Annotated in this window: 1 protein-coding gene; it reads right to left on the reverse strand. The window is 66.8% G+C overall.

Annotated elements, in window-relative coordinates:
* On the reverse strand, window positions 1-1,509 hold a 1,509-nt coding region (locus tag NUV94_08155; protein ID MCR4392707.1), incomplete at both ends, for a hypothetical protein.

Here is a 1,509-nt window from a genome sequence, read left to right on the forward strand (position 1 = left end):
AGACCGTCCCCTCCGCGGAGTAGCTCCCGCCGCAGCAGCCAGGGCCGCACAGGCCGAATTTCACGTGCTCGAACTCGTCGCCCTGGAAGCCCCCCGGCACGCGGCTCGGATCGAACGCCGTCAGGAATTCCACGTACCCTCCCGATCCAGCGGGGCAACAGGAAGGCCCGAAACAGCAGCGGATCTTGTACCCGTAGAGCGCAATGCCGTTCCAGGTGAAGGTGTTCGCGTCCCAATCAACATCGCCGTACACGGTCAGGCAGACGTCGCAGAACGGGGACCACTGCGGAGAGACCTCCACCGTTTTTCTGTCCGGGGTGAACGTCACCGCGAAGTCCCACGACAGACCGCAGCACCCGAAGGGCAGGTTCGTCACCTCTGCCCGCGCGTAGGAGAACCCTTTCTTCGTGAACGACAGCGCCCCTTGGGCCTGGATCCCGCAGCAAACATCTAACCCGAGGAGGTGGGCGGTGAGGTCCTTGAACTGGAGACCGTCGCGCTCCTCCGCCCGTATGGAAACGTAGAGATCGGAGACGCCCAACGCGAGGTCATAGAGGAGGTACGGTGCGGGAGGCGTGCCGGAGCGGGGGTAGTGGGTGACCCGCTGCCCCAGGCGCAGGTCCTCCCACAGCCCGGACACCACGAAGTACCCCGACCGATACTCCGGGACAACGGGGTTGAAGATGAGCCCGGCTCCGAGGCGGAGGTTTCCCCACGAGCCGGAGAAGTGCCCTTGGGCATCCTTCCACACTCCATCGGTGAACTGGGCAACGAGCCGGAGATCCCACGGGGCTGATCCAAACAGGAACCGGGGGCGCAACTCGAATCGGTTCATGGTGAGAGCGGCCGCTGGAAGGAGAGCAAGGGTTCCCTGCCAGCGGCCGCCAAGGCCCACGAGTTCCAGTATCGGGTGGAACTTGGCGGTGATCGTTCGATCTCGGTCAACGACGAACTCCAACCGAGGCAGGGTGGAGATCTCCACTCCCCCTTCGAACCACCCGTCGAATTCAAACCCGCGGTTCGGAAGGGCTGTGAGTTGAGCCACCTCCCCCGCTCTGTAGCTCCCGGCGCCGAACACCACCCCACCCTTAGGAGGATCGCTCCGGGCGGTGATCGTGTACTGGGCTCCAGATGCGGTCGCGCTCATGCCCACCAGCCCGAGCCCGAGGACCAGCCCGAGCCAGACGCCGCGCCGTCCGAACCGGGACGCCACGAGCCCCGCCGCCACCGCGGCCATCCCCCACGCGGCCCAACCCAGCGGGGCTCGACCGGTGCAGCTCGCGCTGGGGGGAGGGACCGCTCCGCTGGGTGCGGGCCCCACGATCAGCCTGAGGGTGGACAGGTCGTCCGGGTCGTTGTCTGCCGGCACGTACATGCTGGAGTCGGCGGGGATGGGCTGGGCGAAATCGTCCACGGCCGTTGCCCTCATCGTGTTCCGGATCTCCTCTCCGACGGGCGCTTCCGCGGTCACCCGGGCCGTGAAGGTGAGGGTGAGGGTCTCCCCGGCGT

Source organism: Candidatus Acetothermia bacterium (assembly GCA_024653305.1).
Lineage (GTDB): Bacteria > Bipolaricaulota > Bipolaricaulia > Bipolaricaulales > Bipolaricaulaceae > JACIWI01.